The organism is Pseudomonas sp. R3-56 (assembly GCF_051132075.1).
Lineage (GTDB): Bacteria > Pseudomonadota > Gammaproteobacteria > Pseudomonadales > Pseudomonadaceae > Aquipseudomonas.
On the sequence record NZ_CP071657.1, the window covers coordinates 2,257,278 to 2,276,563 of the forward strand.

The 19,286-nt window shown below is 61.0% G+C and carries 16 protein-coding genes; 3 read left to right on the forward strand and 13 right to left on the reverse strand.

The window, feature by feature from the left end:
* Positions 1 to 162: 162 nt before the first annotated feature.
* Positions 163 to 1,314, reverse strand: coding sequence for a M14 family metallopeptidase (locus J3P96_RS10305; RefSeq protein ID WP_434656857.1), 1,152 nt, complete (start codon positions 1,312 to 1,314; stop codon positions 163 to 165).
* A gap of 487 nt (positions 1,315 to 1,801) precedes the next feature.
* A complete protein-coding gene (locus J3P96_RS10310; protein ID WP_434629988.1) occupies positions 1,802 to 2,143 on the reverse strand; it encodes a DUF6124 family protein in 342 nt (113 codons plus the stop codon).
* Positions 2,144 to 2,272: 129 nt separating this feature from the next.
* Here J3P96_RS10310 and J3P96_RS10315 point away from each other — a divergent pair, with 129 nt between their 5' ends.
* Positions 2,273 to 2,920 (forward strand): LexA family protein, encoded by a 648-nt coding sequence (locus tag J3P96_RS10315; RefSeq protein ID WP_434573230.1) that lies wholly within the window; start codon positions 2,273 to 2,275, stop codon positions 2,918 to 2,920.
* Between the two features lie 30 nt (positions 2,921 to 2,950).
* Here the strand turns inward: J3P96_RS10315 and J3P96_RS10320 are convergent, their stop codons facing one another.
* From J3P96_RS10320 to J3P96_RS10335, 4 genes are read right to left on the reverse strand one after another with little or no spacing between them, the layout of a single operon-like run.
* On the reverse strand, positions 2,951 to 4,900 hold the full coding sequence (locus tag J3P96_RS10320) for an acetyl/propionyl/methylcrotonyl-CoA carboxylase subunit alpha (protein WP_434656859.1): 1,950 nt from the start codon (positions 4,898 to 4,900) through the stop codon (positions 2,951 to 2,953).
* A complete protein-coding gene (locus J3P96_RS10325) occupies positions 4,897 to 5,715 on the reverse strand; it encodes a gamma-carboxygeranoyl-CoA hydratase (protein WP_434656862.1) in 819 nt (272 codons plus the stop codon). Before J3P96_RS10325 ends, J3P96_RS10320 begins: the two co-directional genes overlap by 4 nt.
* A gap of 13 nt (positions 5,716 to 5,728) precedes the next feature.
* The gene (locus J3P96_RS10330; RefSeq protein ID WP_434656864.1) at positions 5,729 to 7,336 is read right to left on the reverse strand and encodes a carboxyl transferase domain-containing protein; all 1,608 of its coding nucleotides are present in this window, start codon (positions 7,334 to 7,336) and stop codon (positions 5,729 to 5,731) included.
* Between the two features lie 11 nt (positions 7,337 to 7,347).
* Positions 7,348 to 8,511, reverse strand: a complete 1,164-nt coding sequence (locus tag J3P96_RS10335; protein ID WP_434629996.1) for an isovaleryl-CoA dehydrogenase — start codon at positions 8,509 to 8,511, stop codon at positions 7,348 to 7,350.
* Between the two features lie 201 nt (positions 8,512 to 8,712).
* On the opposite strand from J3P96_RS10335, the gene J3P96_RS10340 reads away from it, so the two are divergent.
* On the forward strand, positions 8,713 to 10,422 hold the full coding sequence (locus J3P96_RS10340) for an AMP-binding protein (protein WP_434656866.1): 1,710 nt from the start codon (positions 8,713 to 8,715) through the stop codon (positions 10,420 to 10,422).
* A 631-nt stretch (positions 10,423 to 11,053) separates the two neighbouring features.
* Here J3P96_RS10340 and J3P96_RS10345 read toward each other — a convergent pair.
* The 3 genes from J3P96_RS10345 to J3P96_RS10355 form a co-directional block, all read right to left on the reverse strand.
* Positions 11,054 to 11,953, reverse strand: a complete 900-nt coding sequence (locus J3P96_RS10345; protein ID WP_434656867.1) for a hydroxymethylglutaryl-CoA lyase — start codon at positions 11,951 to 11,953, stop codon at positions 11,054 to 11,056.
* A gap of 94 nt (positions 11,954 to 12,047) precedes the next feature.
* Entirely contained in the window at positions 12,048 to 12,449 is a 402-nt protein-coding gene (locus tag J3P96_RS10350; RefSeq protein WP_434656869.1) for a MerR family transcriptional regulator, read from the reverse strand.
* 195 nt (positions 12,450 to 12,644) lie between these two features.
* Positions 12,645 to 13,574, reverse strand: coding sequence for a LysR family transcriptional regulator (locus tag J3P96_RS10355; protein ID WP_434573242.1), 930 nt, complete (start codon positions 13,572 to 13,574; stop codon positions 12,645 to 12,647).
* 177 nt (positions 13,575 to 13,751) lie between these two features.
* Between J3P96_RS10355 and J3P96_RS10360 the strand changes: the two genes are divergently transcribed.
* Positions 13,752 to 14,981 carry an acyl-CoA dehydrogenase gene (locus J3P96_RS10360; protein WP_434656871.1) on the forward strand — a complete coding sequence of 410 codons (1,230 nt, stop codon included), beginning with the start codon at positions 13,752 to 13,754 and terminating at the stop codon, positions 14,979 to 14,981.
* Between the two features lie 141 nt (positions 14,982 to 15,122).
* On the opposite strand, the gene J3P96_RS10365 is transcribed toward J3P96_RS10360, so the two are convergent.
* The 4 genes from J3P96_RS10365 to J3P96_RS10380 all read right to left on the reverse strand — a co-directional run bounded on the left by J3P96_RS10365 (position 15,123) and on the right by J3P96_RS10380 (position 19,115).
* The gene (locus J3P96_RS10365; protein ID WP_434601241.1) at positions 15,123 to 15,992 is read right to left on the reverse strand and encodes an isocitrate lyase/PEP mutase family protein; all 870 of its coding nucleotides are present in this window, start codon (positions 15,990 to 15,992) and stop codon (positions 15,123 to 15,125) included.
* 152 nt (positions 15,993 to 16,144) lie between these two features.
* Positions 16,145 to 17,179: an arginine N-succinyltransferase gene (gene astA, locus J3P96_RS10370; RefSeq protein ID WP_434656873.1), complete on the reverse strand. Its 1,035-nt coding sequence runs from the start codon at positions 17,177 to 17,179 to the stop codon at positions 16,145 to 16,147.
* 61 nt (positions 17,180 to 17,240) lie between these two features.
* Positions 17,241 to 18,257, reverse strand: a complete 1,017-nt coding sequence (locus J3P96_RS10375) for an arginine N-succinyltransferase (RefSeq protein WP_434656876.1) — start codon at positions 18,255 to 18,257, stop codon at positions 17,241 to 17,243.
* Positions 18,258 to 18,362: 105 nt separating this feature from the next.
* Positions 18,363 to 19,115 (reverse strand): N-formylglutamate amidohydrolase, encoded by a 753-nt coding sequence (locus J3P96_RS10380; RefSeq protein WP_434656878.1) that lies wholly within the window; start codon positions 19,113 to 19,115, stop codon positions 18,363 to 18,365.
* Positions 19,116 to 19,286 lie beyond the last annotated feature (171 nt).

The following is a 19,286-nucleotide window of genomic DNA, read 5'->3' on the forward strand; positions in this document are numbered from 1 at the left end:
GCGTAACCCGTGGCGAGGGAGCTTGCTCCCGCTCGGCGGCGCAGCCGTCGTAAAACCGGCTGACGCGATATGTCTGAAAAACTGCATCAATCCATTCGGGGTGGCTACGCCACCCAGCGGGAGCAAGCTCCCTCGCCACGGGGAGCGGGGCGCCGGGGAATATCAGCGCAATTCGTCGATGATGTCCTCGACCGTGCTCAGCACGTCCTTGCCCAGTTGCATTGAGCGTTTGCCGGACCAGCCCGTGCGTGGGTTCGGGTGGTCGTCGTGGTCCTTGAACGGCATTTCCAGGGTCAGGGACAGGCAATCATATTTCTGGCCAACCGCGTTGCAGGCCAAGGTCATGTTGGCCTGGCCCGGTTCGTCGCGGGTGTAACCATGGGCGGTCTGGAAGTCCTTGGTCTGGTGCTTGAGGTGGCTGCGAAAGCGCTCTTCGAGTCCGGCGATGCGCGGCGTATAGCCCGGGTTGCCTTCGCAACCGGCAGTGAAGACGTGGGGTATCTCTTCGTCACCATGGACATCAAGGAACAGATCGACGCCGTACTTTTCCATCTGCTGCTGTACGAAATAGACCTCGGGGCTGATTTGCGGACTGGCGCTCTGCCAGGCCCGGTTGAGGTCCTGGCCCATCGCGTTGGTGCGCAGGTGCCCGTGGAACGCGCCATCCGGATTCATGTTCGGCACCAGGTACAGATCGGCCTTGGCGAGCAAACGGTTCAGCTGGGCGTCGTCCTGGTGCTGGAGACGTTCGATTACTCCCTCCATGAACCACTCGGCCATGTGCTCGCCGGGGTGCTGCTGCGCAATGATCCAGATCTTGCGTCGGCCCTCGGCACCGCTGCCTTTGCGCAGCAATTGAAGATCACGGCCCTCGACGCTTTTGCCGGTCGCCAGCAGTTCGGTACCGGCCTTGTGCTGCGCCTGTTCGATCAGCCAGTCGTGACGGCCGCGGCTGTAGGGTTCGAAATAGGCAAACCAGGCGTGGGGCTGTTCGGCTTCCAGATGAAAGCGCAGGGCGTCGCCCTCGAATTGCGTAGGAATACGGAACCAGTTGACGTGATCGTAGGACGCTACGGCTTGGTAGCCTGTCCACGCCTTGTTGTAGGACGATTGGCTGGCGTTGAGCAGGCGGAAGGAATATTCCTGGCCGACGCGCAGGCCACTGGCCTTGAAATGAAACCACTGGAAATGCGCGCTACGGGTGTCTGGCCTGATTTTCAGCAGCGACTGCAACGGGTTGCTGATGTCCACGACGTCAATATTGCCACTGTCGAAGTTGGCGCTGATATCAAAGGAAGATTTAGCCACGGTCACGGTTCCGGTAGAGGATCTTGTGGCCGTTACTTTACACGCAGGACGGGCGAACCGGGACGATTAGCGCCATGAAAAGAAGGGGGCGCCCTCCCTGGACGCAGAAGCAGATTAGACAGTCCCTGAATGATTCTCAAGTGCTGCCTGTCGTTCATTCACTCTGTTGCAGCGCAGGTGCTTTGGCGAGCGAAGTGCGTTTGCTATCATCGCCGTCATCGAATCAGCAACATCCAGAGACTTCATTAGCCTGAAGCCATAAGCCGAAAAATCGGCAAAAAAAGACCCGGCAAAAAGCCGGGTCAAAAACCGTGATTAGCCTGATGAGGAGATATTCCAGAGGTCCGACCTAAGGTCCTCTGGGCTATCGACTGATCTCGCGACCAGCTGATGCAATAATAATCATTATCATTTGCAAGTCAAATGTTTTTATTGCCTCAATTGGAAATTATTTCTCGTGGCCCGCGTTCGCGGCGTCATTCAAGCGTTGCGGCTAGCGTGCCGGATAGCCGTCCAGGGTCCGGTCGAGCATGACCTTGACCAGATCGATCATATGCACCACCGAAAATGCCAGGTCACGGCTCGGGCCGTTCAATCGGCTGGCGGATTCGTGGGCGGTAGCGGCTGCACAACGTAGCAGGTCGCAAGCATGAACCAGGGCTTCCTCCCCACTGATGTTTCGGTTGACGTCGAAGAAGCGATGTTCCGCCGGGTTGTCGGCAATATCCGGTTTCAGGTAGTGGTCCAGGGCGCGTTTGGCTGCCGGACAATCCTGAAGCGACAAAAATGGGTTGTTCGAGGGGGCTGCGGGCTCATCGTTGTTGGGCTTGTCCATGATGTCGAGTTTCTCCGTGCGGGTTTGGAAATCCTGATCCCAGCTTAGTACTCGGCGTAATTGTGACGATAATTTAAATACTACAACTTGTGTTTTGCTGGACGGCGTCAGCCACGTATCGTGCCGCTCATGGATAAATGGATAGAGTTGGTCAAGGCCAGGATGAAGGAGCAGCACATCACGCAAGTGGTGCTCGCAGAGCGTCTGGGGATGTCTCAGGGTGGGGTCGGCCATTGGCTGACCAAGCGCCGACAACCCAGTCTTGGAGACATGAACCGGGTGCTGCAGGAGCTGGGGCTGGAGTTCCTCGAGGTGGCAATGGTGATCCGCGAGCCGGACACTTCCACCGACGAGGGGATGGCCCTGGCGCAGAAGTACAACCCGTACTTTCGCTACCCGGTCAGTGACTGGCGCGACATCGGTCTCGTTCGCGAAGAGAATGTCGCGGACTACGGCCAGCCGCGATATGAGCTGACGGATTACCATGCACGGGGCGACGCGTTCTGGCTGGTGGTGATGGGGGATGCGATGACGGCGCCAAGCGGCTTGAGCATTCCCGAGGGCATGTCGATCCTGGTGGATCCGGCGATCGAAGCGGTGCCCGGGAAACTGGTGATTGCCCGATTGCCAGGCAGCAGCGAAGCGACTTTCCGCAAGCTGATGGAAGAGAGCGGGCAGCGTTACCTGGTTCCGCTCAATCCGACTTATCCGAAAACCCTGTTTACCGACCAGTGCCGCATCATCGGCGTGGTCGTACAGGCAACCATCAGATTCTGACTGGATCGGCCCGGAAACCGGGCCGAATGTCTATTCTTCCAGTTCCACCAGCGCGCTGCCCTCGCTGACCATCTCTCCCTCCTGGCAATACACCGCCTTGATCACGCCAGCCTTGGGCGCGCGGATGCTGTGCTCCATTTTCATCGCCTCCAGCACCACCAGTTGCGCGCCGGCTTCCACCGCCTGGCCAGCGCTCACCAGCACCCGAACGATGCTTCCATTCATGGGGGCGACCAGGCCGCCCTGCTGGCTGTGGCTGGCCTCGGCCGCCGCCAGCGGGTCGTAGGAGTCGACTCGATACAGATCGCCCTTCCATTGCAAGTAGAGACTGTCGCCGTGGCGAATGGCTCGATGTTCGCGGCGCACACCGTTGTGCTCGATGATCAAGTGCTCGCCCCTGAGCTCGGCGCCGCGACCAGCAGCATCCAGGGTCATGGCGCGGTCCTGGCCATCGCAACTCAGGTGCAGGGTGATTTCCGCTGGCCGCCCCAGGCGCAGCCCGGCGGTAGCGGCCCATGGCGAGTTGCTGTCATCGGCGCGGACACGTGGCGTCAGGCTCAAGGCGAAACCCTGGGCCGCAGCGCGCCAGAAATCGTCATCCAATTCGCCGGGCTCCGGCAGCAATTGCGCCTGGTAACGCGGGATGAAACCGGTGTCCAGTTCCGCCGCCGCGAAGGCGGGGTGAGCGATGATACGGCGGAGAAAACCGATGTTGGTTTTCAGCCCGCCAATGGCGAACTCGTCGAGCATGGCCAACAACCGCAAACGTGCCTGTTCACGGTTTTCCCCCCAGGCAATCAACTTGCCGAGCATCGGGTCGTAGAAGGGCGAGATCTCATCACCTTCGTCAACACCACTGTCTACCCGGCGACCCGCGCCTTCGGCCGACTCGCGATACAGCGACAAGCGCCCCGTGGCGGGAAGAAAATCATTGGCCGGATCTTCGGCGTACAGACGTACTTCGATGGCGTGACCCAGCAGCGGCACCTGCTCCTGGGTGATCGGCAATGGCTCGCCTTGGGCGACGCGGATCTGCCAGGCCACCAGGTCGAGCCCGGTAATCGCTTCGGTCACCGGATGCTCGACCTGCAGCCGGGTATTCATTTCCATGAAAAAGAATTCGCCTCGCGAATCCAGCAGAAACTCCACCGTACCCGCGCCGACATAGCCGATCGCCTTGGCCGCCCGTACGGCGGCTTCGCCCATCGCCCGGCGCAATTCCTGGCTCAGGCCCGGCGCCGGTGCCTCCTCCACGACCTTCTGATGGCGACGCTGGATCGAGCAGTCGCGTTCGTTGAGGTACAGGCAGTTGCCGTGTCGGTCGGCGAACACCTGGATTTCCACGTGGCGTGGCTTGAGCAGGTATTTTTCCACCAGCATTCGCGCATCGCTGAACGACGACTGCGCCTCGCGCTGCGCGGAGGCCAATGCCTCGGCCAGTTGGCTGACCTCCTCGACGACCTTCATGCCCTTGCCGCCGCCGCCTGCCGTGGCCTTGAGCAGCACCGGATAACCGATGCGCTCGGCGGCGGCGCGGAACGTCTCCAGATCCTGGGCTTCACCGTGATAGCCGGGCACCAGTGGCACACCGGCGGTTTCCATCAAGGCCTTGGCGGCGGACTTGCTGCCCATGGCTTCGATGGCCGAGGCGGGTGGGCCGAGAAAGATCAACCCGGCATTTTCGATGGCCCTGGCGAACCCGGCATTCTCGGAAAGAAAACCGTAGCCTGGGTGGATAGCCTGGGCGCCACTGGCTTGCGCCGCAGCGATCAGTTTGTCGATTTGCAGATAGCTGTCGGCGGCCTTGCTGCCGCCCAGATCGACACGCACGTCGGCTTCCCGGCTATGACGCGCGTCACGGTCGGTGGCGCTGTGCACCGCAACGGTGGTCAGGCCCATGGCCTTGGCTGTGCGCATGACGCGGCAGGCGATTTCGCCGCGGTTGGCAACCAACAGGGTAGTGAGGGCAGGGGCGCTCATCGACGCGGCTCCTTGTTATTGGACTCGGTTTGCCAGCTCGGCGGCCTTTTTTGCAAGAACGCCCGCAGGCCTTCCTGGCCTTCAGGGCTGACCCGTATCCGCGCGATGGCATTTTCGGTGTAGCGCCGCAACGCCGGGGTCAACGCACCGTTGCCGACTTCGCGCAGCAGTTCCTTGCTGGCGCGCATGGCCGCCGGACTGTTGAGCAGCAGGTTGTCGATCCACTTGCCGAGCTGATCATCCAGGGTCTCGGCCGGGTAACTGTCCGCCAGCAAACCGATTTCCTTCGCCCGTTGCCCACCGAAACGTTCAGCCGTCAGGGCGTAACGCCGTGCCGCCCGTTCGCCGATGGCCTGCACCACGAATGGGCTGATCACGGCCGGCGCCAGGCCGATGCGTACTTCGGACAGGCAGAACTGCGCATCATCGGCACCGATGGCCATGTCACAGGCGCTGATCAAACCCAGCGCGCCGCCGAATGCCGCGCCCTGGACAACGGCGAGTGTCGGGATCTTCAGCTTGGCCAGGTTGTACATCAGCTCCGCCAGTTCCCGAGCGTCGTCGAGGTTGGTGTGGTAATCGAGTTCGGCGGATTGCTGCATCCAGGTCAGGTCGGCGCCGGCGCTGAAGTGTTTGCCACGACCACGGATCAGCAGGAAACGCAGGGTCGGATCGCTGCCGACCTGGTCCAGGGCGAGGATTAGCTCGCGGATCATCTCGGCGTTGAACGCGTTGTTTTTCGACTCGCGGTCGAGCCACAAGGTGGCGAAGCCGCGCGGGTCCATCTGCAATTGGAGCGTGTTGTAATGATTCATGGGCGTTCCCCGGTTACATCCTGAACACGCCGAAGCGGCTCGGTTCGATGGGCGCGTTCAGCGACGCGGACAAGGCCAGGCCCAGCACATCGCGCGTTTGCGCCGGGTCAATGACGCCGTCATCCCACAGCCGCGCGCTGGAATAGTAGGGATGCCCCTGTTCTTCGTACTGGTCGAGGATCGGTTGCTTGATCTCGGCCTCCTGAACTGCGCTGAACGGCTGGCCGCTGCGTTCGGCCTGTTCGCGTTTGACCTGCACCAGCACGCCGGCCGCCTGTTCGGCGCCCATCACGCCGATCCGCGCATTCGGCCACATCCACAAAAAGCGCGGGTCATAGGCGCGGCCGCACATGCCGTAGTTACCGGCGCCGAAACTGCCGCCGATGATCACGGTGAATTTCGGCACTCGGGCGCAGGCCACCGCGGTCACCAGTTTTGCGCCGTGCTTGGCGATGCCGCCGGCTTCGTATTTCTGACCGACCATGAAGCCGGTGATGTTCTGCAGGAAGAGCAGCGGTATGCCGCGCTGGCAGGCCAGTTCGATAAAGTGCGCGCCTTTTTGTGCGGCCTCGGCGAACAGGATGCCGTTGTTGGCCAGGATGGCCACCGGGTAACCGTGCAAGTGGGCGAAACCGCACACCAGGGTCGTTCCGAACAGGGCTTTGAACTCATCGAACACCGAGCCGTCCACCAGACGTGCGATCACTTCCCGCACGTCGAATGGCTGCTTCGCGTCGGCCGAAACCACGCCGTACAGCTCCTCACTCGAATACAGCGGGGCGATGGGCGTGCGTCGCTGCACATCACCGAGCTTGCGCCAGTTGAGGTTGGCCACGCTGCGACGGGCCAGCGCCAGTGCGTGTTCATCGCTGTCGGCGTAATGGTCGGCGACACCGGAAATCTTGCAATGCACGTCGGCGCCGCCCAGGTCCTCGGCACTGACCACTTCTCCAGTCGCCGCTTTTACCAACGGCGGGCCGGCGAGGAAAATCGTTGCCTGCTGGCGGACCATGATCGCCTCGTCCGCCATCGCCGGCACGTACGCGCCGCCAGCGGTGCAGGAACCCATGACCACGGCAATTTGCGGGATGCCCTGGGCACTCATGTTGGCCTGGTTGAAGAAGATCCGGCCAAAATGCTCACGGTCGGGGAACACCTCGTCCTGGCGCGGCAGGTTGGCACCGCCGGAATCCACCAGGTAGATGCAGGGCAGACGGTTCTGTTGGGCGATGGTCTGGGCGCGCAGGTGTTTTTTCACCGTCAGCGGGTAATACGAACCACCTTTGACGGTCGCGTCGTTGGCGACAATCATGCATTCGACGCCTTCCACGCGGCCGATCCCGGCGATCACGCCGGCGGCCGGAACGTCTTCGCCGTACACCTCGTAAGCCGCCAGCGGACTGATCTCCAGGAACGGCGAACCCGGGTCGAGCAAGCGATTGATGCGTTCCCTGGGCAACAATTTGCCCCGTGAGGTATGCCGTTCCTGGGCCTTGGCTCCGCCGCCTTGCTGGACGTGGGCGAGCAAGGTACGCAGCGCCTCGACCTGGCCGAGCATTGCGTTGCGGTTGGCGCTGAATTCCGGTGAGCGTGGGTTGAGCTGAGTGTGCAGCGTGGCCATGGTCAGCTCCGTTAGCGGGTTTCGTTGAACAGTTCGCGGCCGATCAGCATCCGTCGGATTTCACTGGTGCCGGCGCCGATTTCATACAGCTTGGCGTCACGCAGCAGGCGCCCGGCCGGGAACTCATTGATATAGCCATTGCCGCCCAGGATCTGGATGGCATCGAGGGCCATTTGCGTCGCGCGTTCGGCGCTGTAGAGGATCACCCCGGCGGCGTCCTTGCGCGTGGTTTCGCCGCGCTCGCAGGCCTGGGCCACCGCATACAGGTAGGCGCGGCTGGCGTTGAGCTGGGTGTACATATCCGCAACCTTGCCCTGGATCAGCTGGAATTCGCCAATGCTCTGGCCGAACTGCTTGCGATCATGGATATAGGGCACGATCAGGTCCATGCAGGCCTGCATGATTCCGGTCGGGCCGCCGGACAAGACCACGCGTTCATAATCGAGGCCACTCATCAGGACCTTCACGCCACCATTGAGTACGCCGAGGATGTTTTCTTCCGGCACCTCGACGTCGTCGAAAAACAGCTCGCAGGTGTTGGAGCCGCGCATGCCGAGCTTGTCGAACTTGTTGCTGCGGCTGAAGCCTTTCCAGTCGCGTTCGACGATGAACGCGGTAATGCCGTGGGCGCCTTTTTCCAGGTCGGTCTTGGCGTAGATCACATAGGTGTTGGCGTCAGGTCCGTTGGTGATCCAGGTCTTGCTGCCGTTGAGAACGTAGCGGTCGCCGCGTTTGTCGGCGCGCAGTTTCATCGAGACCACATCGGAGCCGGCGTTCGGTTCGCTCATGGCCAGGGCGCCGATGTGTTCGCCGCTGATCAGCTTGGGCAGGTATTTGGTTTTCTGCTCATGGTTGCCGTTGCGATTGATCTGGTTGACGCACAGGTTGGAGTGGGCGCCGTAGGAGAGGGCGACCGAGGCCGAGCCGCGGCTGATTTCTTCCATCGCTACCACATGGGCCAGGTAACCCAGGCCAGCGCCGCCATATTCTTCCGGGACTGTGATGCCCAGCAGGCCCATGTCGCCGAACTTGCGCCACATATCGGCGGGGAACAGATTGTCGATGTCGATCTGCGCCGCCCGAGGCGCCAACTCTGCCTTGACGAAGGATTGCACCTGGTCGCGCAACATATCGATAGTTTCGCCGAGGGCAAAATTCAGGGATGGGTAGCTCATGGGACACCTTTTGGATTTTTTGTCGGGTGCGGGGAGCGGCGGGAGCGCTCTCACCTTTACGTTAACGTAAGCGCGCGCCCCATGGCTGTCAATCGCTCTTTACGTTAACGTCAACTTGGGCCAGAGTAAGGCCGCTTGAACAGCTTTCGAAGTCGTGAGATTCCACCGATACACCCACTAATAAAGACAACAGGGGGCGTCATGGATCAACCCGGTTCGCATTCGCAACTCAGCTATACCCGCGGTTCCCAGGCCAAGGCCTTGCTGGCCCAAACCATCGGCGAGGCGTTTGACCAGACGGTGACCGACTTTCCTGACGGCGAAGCGCTGGTGGTTCGCCACCAATCATTGCGCTACAGCTGGCGCGAATTGGCCGCGGCGGTCGATCTGCACGCCCGGGCCATGCTCGCGCTGGGTTTGGAAACCGGCGATCGGCTAGGCATATGGGCACCCAATTGCGCGCAGTGGTGCATTACCCAGTTTGCCAGCGCGAAGATCGGCGTGATCCTCGTCAACATCAACCCGGCCTATCGGGCCTCGGAACTGGAGTATGTGCTCAGGCAGTCCGGATGCCGCTGGCTGGTGTGTGCGGGGGCTTTCAAGACTTCGGATTACCACGCCATGTTGCAGGCATTGGCGCCGGAACTGGCAGAGCAATCGATCGGCCAGCTGCGAAGCGAACGCTTGCCGGATCTGCGCGGCGTGATCAGCCTCGATTCCCAGCCGCCTTCAGGCTTCCTGCCCTGGTCGCAGCTGGCCGACCTCGGTGCAGCCATCTCGCCTGGGCAATTGGCCGAGCGCCAGGACAGCCTGCATTTCGAGCAGCCGGTGAATATCCAGTACACCTCCGGCACCACCGGATTTCCCAAGGGCGCGACCCTCAGTCACCAGAACATTCTCAACAACGGTTACATGGTCGGTGAAAGCCTCGGCCTGACCGCCGGCGATCGTCTGGTGATCCCGGTGCCGTTGTATCACTGCTTCGGCATGGTCATGGGTAACCTGGGGTGCATGACCCACGGCAGTACCATGATCTACCCCAACGATGCCTTCGATCCGTTGCTGACGCTACGGACCGTGGCCGAAGAAAGAGCCACCGCGCTGTACGGCGTCCCCACCATGTTCATCGCCATGCTGGACCAGCCGCAGCGCGGGGATTTCGACCTGTCCAGCCTGCGCACCGGGATCATGGCCGGAGCCACCTGTCCGATCGAGGTGATGCGGCGGGTCATCAGCGAGATGCACATGGCCCAAGTGCAGATTGCCTACGGCATGACGGAAACCAGCCCGGTGTCGTTGCAGACCGGTCCCACGGATGAACTGGAGTTGCGCGTCACCACCGTTGGGCGTACCCAGCCGCAACTGGAGAGCAAGATCATCGACGGGAACGGCGAGGTTGTCCCTCGCGGCACCATCGGCGAATTGTGCACGCGCGGTTACAGCGTGATGGTCGGCTACTGGAACAACCCCAAGGGCACGGCCGAGGCGATCGATGCGCAGGGCTGGATGCACACCGGCGACCTGGCGAGCATGGATGAGCAGGGTTACGTCTGTATCGTCGGACGGAACAAGGACATGATCATCCGTGGCGGCGAGAATGTTTATCCCCGGGAGCTGGAGGAGTTCTTTTTCACCCATCCCGCAGTGGCAGATGTGCAGGTGATCGGCATTCCATGCCCGCGCTACGGTGAAGAGATCGTGGCCTGGATCAAACTCCATCCCGGCCACAGCGTCACCGAGGAGCAGTTGCAAGCGTGGTGCAAGGAACGCATCGCTCACTTCAAGACACCGCGTCATTTCAAATTTGTCGAGCAGTTCCCGATGACGGTTACCGGCAAGATCCAGAAATTTCGCATGCGCGAAATCAGTATCGAAGAGCTGCGCAATCACCAGGGCCAACCACAATCCTAGTGTGGGAGCGAGCCTGCTCGCGAAAGCGGTGTGTCATTCAAGCTGCCATGGTGTGACACATCGCCTTCTGAGCCCATGGAAGGAAACCAAACCCCAGACAGCACAAAGGGGAGCCGAAGCTCCCCTTTAATTTTGTCGTCGCGTGCTCTTTTTTTATTATTGAGGGGCGGCCTGTTGTTGTTTTTGGCAGCCGTGACCCTTTACCGCTGTTTTTGGCGATCCCCATCCGGGATCAAGAGCAAACGTATTTTTTTGAGCGCTGATCTGCTTTTTCGCCTTGCGATCCAACCGATTCGGGAGCTACCTGGAGGTAGTTTTATTATTCTCTGCCCGGTTGCGGGTTGCTCCTGGAAGCACCCTGAAAAGCACATCTTCTCCAAAAAAATCTGTTAGCTGCGTCTCTGCCGTGTTGTTTTTGTTATGTCAGAGTCGTTTCGTCTTGTTTTTATTGGGTTTGTCGCTTTTTTTTATTCTTGTTGTGCTGGAGATATAGCAGGTGCCGTGCCAACTTTTAGAAATCCTTTTAAATCAATGGATTAGGTTATTTGGCTGAAAACTCGGTACGACGATTCCAGACAAATTGTTTCCGTGTTACTCGTTTCGCCCCCGTTACAAGCGGGGCGGTAACACCTCACCGCGCCAAGCGCGCCTTGGCCACCCGCGAACCGGTCGAGCGACCCAGCACGTCGCAGATCTGCCGGCCCGCGGCGATGAGTGCATCCAGATTAATGCCGGTCTCGATGCCGAGGCCGTTGAGCAGGTACAGCACGTCTTCCGTGGCGACGTTACCGCTGGCGCCCTTGGCATAAGGGCAGCCGCCCAGGCCGGCGATTGAGCTGTCAAACACGGCGATACCTTCCAGCAAGCTGGCGTAGACGTTGGCCATGGCCTGGCCATAGGTGTCATGGAAATGTCCCGCCAGTTTGTCCCGGGGCACGTCCGCGCCGACTACCTCGAACATCCTGCGCGTTGCACCGGCGGTGCCGGTGCCGATGGTGTCGCCGAGGGACACCTCGTAACAGCCCATGGCGTACAGCTCCCGGGCGACCCACGCGACCTGCTCGGGCTTGACCTCGCCCTCATAGGGGCAGCCCAGCACGCAGGACACGTAGCCGCGCACGCTGACGCCGCTGTGCTTCGCCGCCTCCATGATCGGTGCGAAGCGTTCCAGGCTTTCCTGGATCGAGCAATTGATGTTGCGCTGGGAAAACGCTTCGGACGCCGCGGCGAATACAGCGACCTCCTTGACCCCCGCCGCCAGTGCATCCTCGAAACCCCGCAGGTTCGGTGCCAGGGCGCCATAGGTCACGCCAGGCTTGCGCTGGATCTGCGCAAATACCTCGGCCGAACCGGCCATCTGCGGCACCCACTTGGGCGAGACAAAACTGCCGACTTCGATGTAACCCAGGCCCGCATCGCTCAGGGCGTCAACCAGACGCACCTTGTCCGCCACGCTGATGGGTTGGGATTCATTCTGCAGGCCGTCGCGGGGGCCGACTTCAATCAAACGTACAAAGGACGGGAGGGACATGGGGATTGACCTGTGGTGAGTTGCCAACTATCCGGGACCAATGACGAACCCTTGTGGGAGCGAGCAGGCTCGCTCCCACAAGGGACGTGTCGTGTTACTGGACGTTTTCCTCGCCTTTGATCGTCTGTTCCAGCGCCTGGATGCAACGTTCTTCGGCGGTGTCGAGCTCCAGCTTCATCTGTTCGATATCCAGCAACTGCTGTTCGAGCTGTTCGCGCCGTTCGGCGATTTTCGCCAGCATGCTGTGCAGTTGTTTCTGATTGCCGCTGCTGGGGTCGTAGAGTTCGATCAACTCACGGCACTCGGCGAGAGAGAAACCGATGCGCTTGCCCCGCAGGATCAGTTTCAGGCTGACCTTGTCCCGCGGCGAGTAGATACGTTCCTGACCACGGCGCTCCGGGCGCAACAGACCCTGTTCTTCATAGAAACGGATGGCGCGGGTGGTGATATCCAGTTCGCGGGCGAGGTCGGAGATGCTGTAGGTCTGGCTGCTCATGGAAGCGCTCGAAACGAAAGGGGTTGGCGCTAAGCTAATGGCAGGTTGACGTTCACGTCAAGCAGGCCCCCTGCAAACCTGTGGGAGCGAGCTTGCTCGCGATAGCAGTGGATCAGCTTGCATCAATGTTGAATGAACCGCCGCCATCGCGAGCAAGCTCGCTCCCACAATTTGGGATCAGACCCGTTTGATCGGCTAAACCTTATCAAGCTTCTTCTCATGCGCCGTCACCTGCTGGCACAGCTCGATCATCTGCTCGCGCATCCAGCGGTTGGCCGGGTCCTGGTCGGTGCTTTCGTGCCAGTAGAGATGGGTTTCCACCGGCGGCACATCGTTGACGGGCAACAGGAAGGCATGCAGGTCGTGGCGACGGGCGAAACGTTCGGGAACGGTCATGACCATGTCGGTCTGCTGGAGCACCTGGGAAGCCATCAGATAATGCTGCGAGCGCAGGGCGATCTTGCGCTGGATGCCCATCTTGCCCAATGCCAGGTCGACATAACCGAGGCCGTTGCGGCGGCTGGAGATATGTACATGGGTCTGGGCCAGGTAATCATCCAGGCTGAGTTTTTCCTTGCCCGCCAACGGGTGGCCCTTGCGCATGGCACACACGTAGCGATCTTCCATCAGCTTGACGTGGCGCACCTGCGGATCGGTATTGAGTGGAGCATCAACCGCGAAATCCAGGCGCCCGGCGGCCAGCTCCTTGGTGGTTTCCCGACGCTTGGACAGGAAACTCTCGATGGCCACGGTCGGCGCCAGGCGGCGCAGGCGCTGGAACAGCGGCGGCAGGATCACGCCCTCGGTGAGGTCGGTCATGCTGATGCGATAGGTCTTCACGGCTTGCAGCGGGTTGAAGATCCGGCTTTCCTGCACCGACACCCGGAGCAGCGACAGGGCGTTGCGCACCGGCCCGATAATATTCTGGGCCATCGGCGTGGGCACCATGCCTTGGGCAGTACGCACGAACAGCGGGTCGTTGAACGTCTCGCGCAAACGCGCCAGCGCATTGGACACCGCCGGTTGAGTGATGCCGACGATCTGCCCGGCCCGGGTCAGGTTGGCTTCGGTGTAGATCGCATCAAAGACAATGAAAAGGTTGAGGTCGACCTTGCTCAGATTCATGGCGCTGCACTCTTGTTCTTGGGCTTGTTGTGAGGTGCCGGAAGGCGATGCGAATCAGTGAACCATATATCGGTGATGAATGTTAATACACGCTGAGAATAGGTTAGGTAAATTTTCGTAGCTGAACTAGCATCGATTTCATGACCTAAAAACAACCTCTGCCAAGAAGGTGCTGCCATGGATTTTGCCTACTCCCCCAAGGTTCAGGAACTGCGTGAGCGCGTCACGGCGTTCATGGATGCCTATGTCTACCCGGCCGAGGCCGTGTTCGAACGGCAAGTGGCTGAAGGCGACCGTTGGCAGCCGACTGCGATCATGGAGGAGCTCAAGGCCAAGGCCAAAGCCGAAGGGTTGTGGAATCTGTTCCTGCCCGAGTCCGAGTTGGGGGCCGGCCTGACCAACCTGGAATATGCACCGCTGGCGGAGATCATGGGGCGTTCGCTGCTGGGCCCGGAGCCGTTCAACTGTTCGGCGCCGGATACCGGCAACATGGAAGTGCTGGTGCGTTACGCCAACGAGGAACAAAAGCAGCGCTGGCTCGAACCGCTGCTGCGGGGCGAGATTCGTTCGGCCTTTGCCATGACCGAACCGGACGTTGCTTCGTCGGACGCCACCAACATGGCTGCCCGTGCCGAGCGTGACGGCGATCAATGGGTCATCAACGGCAAGAAATGGTGGACCTCGGGCGCCTGCGACCCACGCTGCAAGATCCTGATCTTCATGGGCCTGAGCAATCCCGACGCACCTCGTCACGCCCAGCACTCGATGATCCTGGTGCCGGTGGACACCCCCGGGGTAAAAATCGTCCGGCCGCTACCGGTGTTCGGCTATGACGATGCACCTCACGGCCACGCCGAAGTGCTGTTCGATAACGTGCGGGTGCCGTACGAAAACGTCTTGCTGGGCGAAGGACGCGGCTTTGAAATTGCCCAGGGTCGCCTCGGGCCGGGCCGGATTCACCACTGCATGCGCTCCATCGGCATGGCCGAGCGTGCCTTGGAATTGATGTGCAAGCGCGCTATCAGTCGCACCGCATTTGGCCAGCCGCTGGCGCGCCTGGGTGGCAACATCGACAAGATCGCCGACTCGCGAATGGAAATCGACATGGCGCGCCTGCTGACCTTGAAGGCGGCGTACATGATGGACACGGTCGGCAATAAAGTGGCCAAGAGCGAAATCGCCCAGATCAAGGTCGTCGCGCCGAACGTGGCCTTGAAAGTCATTGATCGGGCGATCCAGATCCACGGCGGGGCCGGGGTTTCCAACGATTTCCCGCTGGCCTACATGTATGCCATGCAGCGCACGCTGCGCCTGGCCGATGGTCCGGATGAGGTCCATCGGGCGGCTATCGGCAAGTTCGAGATCGGCAAGTATGTGCCCAAGGAGATGTTGCGTAGCGGGCGCTGAAGCTCGTTCACGCTGAGACTGCTATCGCGAGCAAGCTCGCTCCCACAGAGTTTGTGCGGTGGACGCATTATTGGCGCTCACCGCAAGCCCCTGTGGGAGCGAGCTTGCTCGCGATGGCGGCCTCCAGGTCGATGAATCAGCTCACTCCTTGACGCTCATATACTCCTCGGCCCAACGGATATATTCCTCGGGCTGGGTGTAGGTGTGGGTCAGTTCCGTGGCGCTGAGGTCTGACGCCTGGGTGAAGATCTGACGCTGTTCCCGCAGGCTGTCGTAGGTAGCCTTGATCGCGGCGAAATACGCGCCGTGGCCGTCGATCGTGATCCGCACGCCCAGTTCAGCCAGGCGTTTATCGTCGCGCAGCAGCGGGTTGCCATAAGTCACGAGCATCAGCGGTACGTTCAGGTTCTCGCTGATCTGCTCCAGATGCTCGAAATCCTGCACGCCTACCATGCAAATGCCGTCCGCGCCGGCGCGCTCGTATTGCCGGGTGCGACTGATGATCTCCTGGACCGGCAGAATCCCCGCGTTAGTGCGGGCGACGATGGCCATTTCCGAGTCGACTCGCGCCTCCAGAGCCGCGCGAATCTTGCCGACGCCTTCGGCCACGCTGATCAGGTCGGTGGATTTGCGGCCAAATTGTGCCGGCAGCAAGGTGTCTTCAATCGTCAGCGCCGCCACGCCGGCGCGTTCGAGCTCGATGATGGTACGCATCACGTTCAGTGCGTTGCCGTAGCCGTGGTCGGCGTCGGCGATCACCGGCAGTTGCGCGACACGTCCGATGCGGGTGGCCTGCTCGGCGAATTCGCTGAGAGTGATCAGGGCAAAATCCGGCGCGCCCAATACCTGCAGTGACGCCACCGAGCCTCCAAGGATGCCTACCTCGAAACCCAGGTCGGCGGCAATGCGCGCCGACATCGGATCGAACACTGAAGCTGTGTGGTAGCAATTTGTGGAAGCCAGCAATTGGCGGAAATTTCGACGCAAATCTTGATGGGAAAGCCTGGACATATGAGTTCCACCAATGGAATGGAAGGGCTTGAGCAAAAGTGTCAACGCCTAAGGATGGAAAGCTATCACGCGGGACGGCCAAGGATGATGACGAATTTACAGGGACAGGCTGGCCGAAGTCGATCCCATGAGATATGGCAGGCGCCGCGCCGCTATGCCGCCACCGCCTGGCGATCCTGTTTGAACAGCAGCACGGCGCGCACCGTGTCACCCGGTTGTACTTGCAGGCGTTTGGCAGTCAGGCGATCGACCACCAGGCCCTGGCCGTGCAGGTGCCCCCGGGCGCTGGTGACGCGGCAGTTCTCCAGGCGCCGGTTATGAATCAGCCAGACCGGCGCCCGTTCGTCCGGGGTGCCTATGGTCAGCGTCAGCGACTGGCTGTCGCGGACGCTGCGGATGTTCGATACCGGCGCTTCGATCACCGGGCCGGCGTCAAAGATATCCACGTACCCTTTATGGGAAAAACCCTCATCGCCAAGGATCTTCAAGGCCGGTTCGGTGTTGGGGTGAGCCTTGCCGATCACGGCCTGGGCCTGCTCGGTGAGCAGGCAGGTGTACAGCGGTTGGCGGGGCATCAGCTCGGCGATGAAGGATTTATTGCCCATGCTGGACAACTGGTCGGCGTGGCTGAAGTCCTTCTGGAAAAAGTGTCGTCCCAGGCTGTCCCAGAACGGCGAGCAACCTTGTTCATCGGCGTGGCCGCGTAATTCGGCGATCAGCTTATCGCCAAACAGCCCGGAAAACTCCGCCACGAACAGCAGGCGCGCCAGGGACAGCAGGCGCCCGTTATGGCCGCGACGGTGCTGGGGATGAAGAAACAACGAGCAGATTTCCGACTGCCCGGTCATCTCGTTACTGAGGAACAGCGTCGGAATATGCCGCTGGATGCCCAGCTCGGGCGCCGAGCTGACCGTGACCCCGAGCCGATAGTTGTACCAGGGCTCGCGCAGTCCGATTGCGCCAGTGAGAGCGCTGATACCCAGTACCTGACGGTCATCGTCTTCGAGCACGAACAGATAGTCGGCGTCCGCCCGTTCGACCTGTCCGGCGAAGGTGCGCTGGGCCCAGCGTACCCGGTGCGCCAGGCGCTCCTCGTTGGCCGGCAGGCTGGTGAACCCAGGGCCGGCGCAACGGGCGAGGTCCATCAATGCGGGCAAGTCGGTCAGGGCAACCGGGCGGACTACCACGAAGCGCCTCCTTCTACAGGCCGGGCGGGACGCTGTCGCACGATGTGCAATCGATTGCAGTTCATAGGCTGACCACCCGGACCCGGTCACCGTCGGCAACCTCAAGCGCTGCCAGCATGTCAGGGGACAGGCGCACGAAGCCTGCGGCGTCAAGGTCCAGGTCGGCGATAATGGCCCGGTAATTACCCAGGCCATCATTACTCACCAGGTAGCGCCCCGTGGCGTCAACCTGCTGGCTCGGACGCACGACGGCCGAGCGGCTGTGAATGATCGAGCGGATGTTCGCGACCCGGGCATGCATCGTCGGCCCGCCGTCAAAGATGTCCACGTAGTTATTGGTTTCGAAACCCTCGCGTTCGAGAATGTCGAAGGCTTCCTGGCCGTCGGGGTGGATCCGGCCGATACAAGCCTGGGCCTGGGGCGGCAACATAGGGACATAGATCGGGTATTGCGGCATCAGGTCGGCTAGAAAGGTCCGACTCTGCAGGCCGCACAATCGTTCGGCTTCGGTGTAGGACAGGTCGAAAAAGTGCTGGCCGATGGCATCCCAGAAGGGCGAATGGCCTTCCTCGCTACTGTACCCGACGATCTCTGTAATCACCGAGTCGGCAAAGCGTTGGGGATGAGCGCCGATAAACATCAGCCGGGCCCGGGACAACAATTGCGATTGCGGCGTGTGCACGTGTGCGGCGTCGATATGAAAGCCGCGCAGCAGCGTCTGGCCATTCAGGTCCTGGCACAGCGACAGTGCCGGTACGCCATGCTGGATGTTCAACTCCCGGGACTCGCTGGAAAACGGCCGGTTGCGCAGGCTGTAGAACGGCTCGTCGCAACCGGTGGCCGCAACGATTTCCGAGCAGCCCAGCAGGCGGCTCGACACCAGGTCCTGCAGGACAAAAAAGTAATTCTGCGCACCGGGGCGTTGCACGTCGGTTTCGAACGAGGCGCATGAGCTGAGGATTCTGTCCCGCAGGCGATCAGTGTCGTCGGGAAGCGAGGTGACGCCCACCAGGCTGTCGCGGGCCAGCTGCTGCAACTGCGGCAAATCGGTTAACTGAACTGGACGTAAAGCCAGCATGGATAACACTCCTGTTTCAAAGAGCCCGCCGAGAGGTGCCGGGCCTGACGATCACTGTCGATGTCCACGCGTTGAAGCTTGTAGCAGAGATTTAACACTGTCGCGTTACAGCAGCGGCGCGAGATAGGCGCTCCAGGTCCGCACCGATTCGGGACTGCGCAACAGGTCATTGCGTACTTCGATCAGCACCGAATCCAGGCCGCGGCCGTCGCCGTGGACTGGAACCGTCATGTCACTCAACGGGCTGACCTTATAGGGCTGATTGCCGGCGGCCCGCAACGAATGGCGCGCCAACCCGTCGACGATGCGCTGGGCATATTCCCGGGCTTCGCCAAACAATACTCCGGCCTCAAGCGCCCGCGGCTGGCCGTAGAACACCGGGGTGAAGCTGTGGATGCCGACCACTCGCACGGTCCGCTTGTCGGCCAGGCGCCGGTCGATCAAGGCGCGCAATTGATCATGGAATGGATGGAAGAGGCACCGTTGGCGATACGCGCGCGTAGCGTCATCCAAGGACTGGTTGCCAGGAATCTGGTAGATCTCGCTTTGCGCCGGAATGCTGTCGGCGACGTGAAGCGGACGGTTCAGGTCGATCAACAACCTTGAATAGTTGGCCGACAGCAAGGTCGCGCCGAGGGTTTCGGACAGCCGCTCGGCCAGGACCAGCGCACCGATGTCCCAGGCAATATGTTCCTGAGCGGCGGTTTCATCCAGGCCCAGGTCGTTCAGTGCATCAGGAATGTAGCGGCTGGCATGTTCGCAAACCAGCAACAATGGATGCTCGGAGTCTTCACGCAGCAACCGGAAAGCAGGCTTGGTATAGAGGCCCGATTCGGCACATTCAATGGATTCACGCATAGTGCTCACAAAGTTCGGCTGGTGACAGCGCCTGGGGCAAGGCGTCGGGCGGCGCCCGGCCATACAGGGCACATATGACCTTGTGTACCGATAGCATCATAGCCAGGCACGGATCAGTGATCGGGTCTCTGAAGAGAGGCATCCGTGCTCCTTGCCGGGATGAGTGCTGGT